5 protein-coding genes are annotated in these 2,975 nt (G+C 52.0%); all 5 read right to left on the bottom strand.

Annotation, left to right across the window (positions count from 1 at the left end; all coding sequences use genetic code 11):
• Positions 1-171: a hypothetical protein gene (locus ACESQI_RS22985; RefSeq protein ID WP_373127300.1), complete on the bottom strand. Its 171-nt coding sequence runs from the start codon at positions 169-171 to the stop codon at positions 1-3.
• Between the two features lie 12 nt (positions 172-183).
• Positions 184-498, bottom strand: a complete 315-nt coding sequence (locus ACESQI_RS22980; protein WP_005647143.1) for a hypothetical protein — start codon at positions 496-498, stop codon at positions 184-186.
• 20 nt (positions 499-518) lie between these two features.
• A complete protein-coding gene (locus tag ACESQI_RS22975; protein WP_009276377.1) occupies positions 519-1,016 on the bottom strand; it encodes a hypothetical protein in 498 nt (165 codons plus the stop codon).
• A gap of 11 nt (positions 1,017-1,027) precedes the next feature.
• Positions 1,028-1,228, bottom strand: coding sequence for a hypothetical protein (locus ACESQI_RS22970; protein WP_005832102.1), 201 nt, complete (start codon positions 1,226-1,228; stop codon positions 1,028-1,030).
• Positions 1,229-1,243: 15 nt separating this feature from the next.
• Positions 1,244-2,975 (bottom strand): helicase-related protein (locus tag ACESQI_RS22965; protein WP_373127276.1); only part of this gene is annotated, 1,732 nt, incomplete at its 5' end.

The following is a 2,975-nucleotide window of genomic DNA, read 5'->3' as shown; positions in this document are numbered from 1 at the left end:
CTACAATCCGTTTGCTATCAATGTTATGAATTCAAACATCTGTTCGTCTGTTTTCACATCCAATGCATAAAAATGGTCTGTTGTCGGCCACACGTTGTTGGAATGCTGCCAAGTTTCTATCTGCTTGGTTTTGGCATTGTATGCCATTCTTGTAATTACCTGGTGACTCATATTGATATGTTTTTAGTTCATTACCGTATTGTCTCTTTTCCTGTCACGGCTTGCCAGCATCCCGAAATGGATGCTGAATATGCGCCGGCTGAAGCAGAGCGGCGAGTTGTATTCCACCCGTTGCCACAGGGTAAAGTGGTTGTCGGAGAATGACCATCTGAAATATCCTGACAACGAGCCGAATAGCGGATTGGCATTCCTGTTTATCAGGAACCTGTTCACATCCACGATGTGCCCTGCCGTCAGGAGAATGTTCAGTATCTCCACAAACGCCATTTGCGAATAGGGGTCAACCGGCATTACCGGTCCTTTGAAGTTGATTTCCATCTTGTATATGTTTATACGCTTTAATCGTAATTGTCATCGAATACCTCGAAGCGGGGAATACCCGTGTCGAAATAGTTGCTTGATATGCCCGGATAGTACAGCAGGCTGTCATCCCCGCTGTCCGGGCAAGGCTCATCGTCGATATAGGCCGCATTTCCATAAAGTTCGATATAGTGCGCCACCAGCAGGTGCGGGTCTTCCGTACTGATGTCATGCCCGTAACGGTCACACCAGTCGAAGAAGCAATCCTTGTCGGGTTCCTCCAGCTGTTCCATCGCCTCCCTTATCTCGAAGAAGTTGGAACACAGCCATTCCCGGTTGATGAGCAGGTCCGGGATTTCCTCCCATCTCGTGTACCTGTATTCCGGAGTTTCCTCTTCGGGAAACAGTTCGGAGCAGGTGCACAGGAATTCCCCCATGTCGCCGAAGTCGGACATTTGCAGCAGGTTGTCTTTTTCCTGCCCCATGTCTATGAGATGCTGCGTGGTCACTGCCACTTCTGCCTGATTCAAGTCCATGATATTCTTCATTATAGTTTATGATTCGGAACCGGGGATTTCATTCCACAGGCTCCAAAAGGTCCGCACCCCGGCAGTGCAGGGTTTTTCGGGATAATACCGGAGCCTCCGGCGAGGATGATTTTCCCGAAAACCGCTTGCGGCATGACCTTGCCCTGCCGGTAAGGGGGCGGGCTACCTTTGCCTGTGGAATGGAATCTGCGGTTTCTCATTTGTTTTTCCATTTTTCAGTTCATGATGCGCTGGCTTCCCCAGCTGATGTGTATCTTGCCTTCGCTGTCCCGTTCCCTGACCAGCAGGCTCTCGATGACGGACATGGTGACGTCGAACTCCTCGAAGATTTCCGACTGTTCCTTTACTTCGCCCGTCTTGATGAACTCGTTCAGCCGCTCTTTGGTAAGCACCAGCGCCATCAGGTTCTGCTCCACGGAGTCCTTGTAGGTGACATAATGCACGTCCTTCAGCTCTTTGGAGTCGAGACGGATGAAACGGAAGTAGAACTGCTCCATCTTCGGGATGTTCCATTGCAGGGATTCAAGTATCACGTCGTTGCAGGTGGGTATGTTCACCGAACTGCTCAGGCTCTGCTGCGTGCATACCAGTATGCCGTTGATGGTGGAATCGAACTCCGTCACGATGCTTTGCCGTTTCTTGAACGCCACGTCGCCCTTGACCACAAATACGGGACGGTCAGGAAAACATTCGCGAAGACGGCTCTCGTAAAGGTCGAATGCGGCTATGGACGTGCAGCCGACAGCCACCTTGCCGGGTATCTTCCGTACCAGCCTTTCGATGTACCTTGTCTTGTTCGGAATCCCGTCTCCGGAATAGCCCTCTATCAGGTGTGGGACGGAGCAGGCCTTGATGAGCAGCTTGATCTGGCGCATAAGCCGGAGTCCGGCATCCTTCTTTGCATCCCCCGTGCTGTTGTAATACAGTTCGCAGATGCGGCAGAACTCCTCGATGATGACACGGTAAACCTCACGCTCGCCGTCGGACGGGCTGACGGTATGTGTCCGTATCTTGTATTTCTCTCCTGCAAAGTCCCTGAACTTGCGTGTAATGACGGTCTTCCCGATAAGGCCGGCCAGCTCCTCCTTGTTATAGACATCCTGGTTCTGCTTCTCAATGCCGAACACGGTGGATTTCCCCGGACAGTGGCAGGCACGGAAAAGCACATGCCCCCTGAAAGCGGGGAACGGCTCACCATAGTGCGGATTGTTATCTTCCTCTATCTCCTTGTCCCTGTTCTCGTGGTACACACGACTGCTCCAACAGACCATGTTTATGGAATTGTTATATAACAGCTCAAACTGGCTGTACAGTTCGGCGATGTTGTTGCGTGTGGTCGTACCGGTGTCGAGTATCTTGTATTTGAGGCGGCGGAAGAGACCGAGGATATGCCTTGTACGTTGTGACGACGGGTTGGTTATCTCGTCCGACTCGTCGAAAACAAGGCACAGTTTTCTTGAACTGCGTTTGACAAACCTTGCCATGCCCCGTTTCAGCTTGCCGAGCATGGAGGTGGATAGGACGATGAACACGCCTTCCGGCACAGCTTCCAGGTCGGCATTGTTCCTTGCCACCCGGAACTGTTCCCTGTTTATCGAGAGGAAGGGTATCCATGTCATATTGGTGGCGATGGCAGGAGCCAGTATGATGACATTCCGTACTTTGCGGAATTTGAGCAGGTATTTGGCACGATGGTACACGGCGGCTGTCTTGCCAGAGCCTTGCTGCCAGTTCAGCAGCGCGTGGCGTTTCTGCAAGACGAGGTTCAGGTCGTGTTTCTGGAGCGTGGTAAACTCGCAGGTCTCGCCGTCCTTGTTGATGAATGCACACCGGTCCAGGTATTCTTTCAGCCTGCCATCTTCCTCCATTTCCGGGAACTGCCGGTTCTGCATTTCGTACTCTCTCCGCTTGCGTCGGATCAGTTTCTCCGCCGCACGGATTTGGTGC

The organism is Bacteroides sp. HPS0048, assembly GCF_964240755.1.
Classification (GTDB): Bacteria; Bacteroidota; Bacteroidia; order Bacteroidales; family Bacteroidaceae; genus Bacteroides; species Bacteroides nordii.
This window is presented reverse-complemented; position numbering and strand designations above follow the sequence as displayed.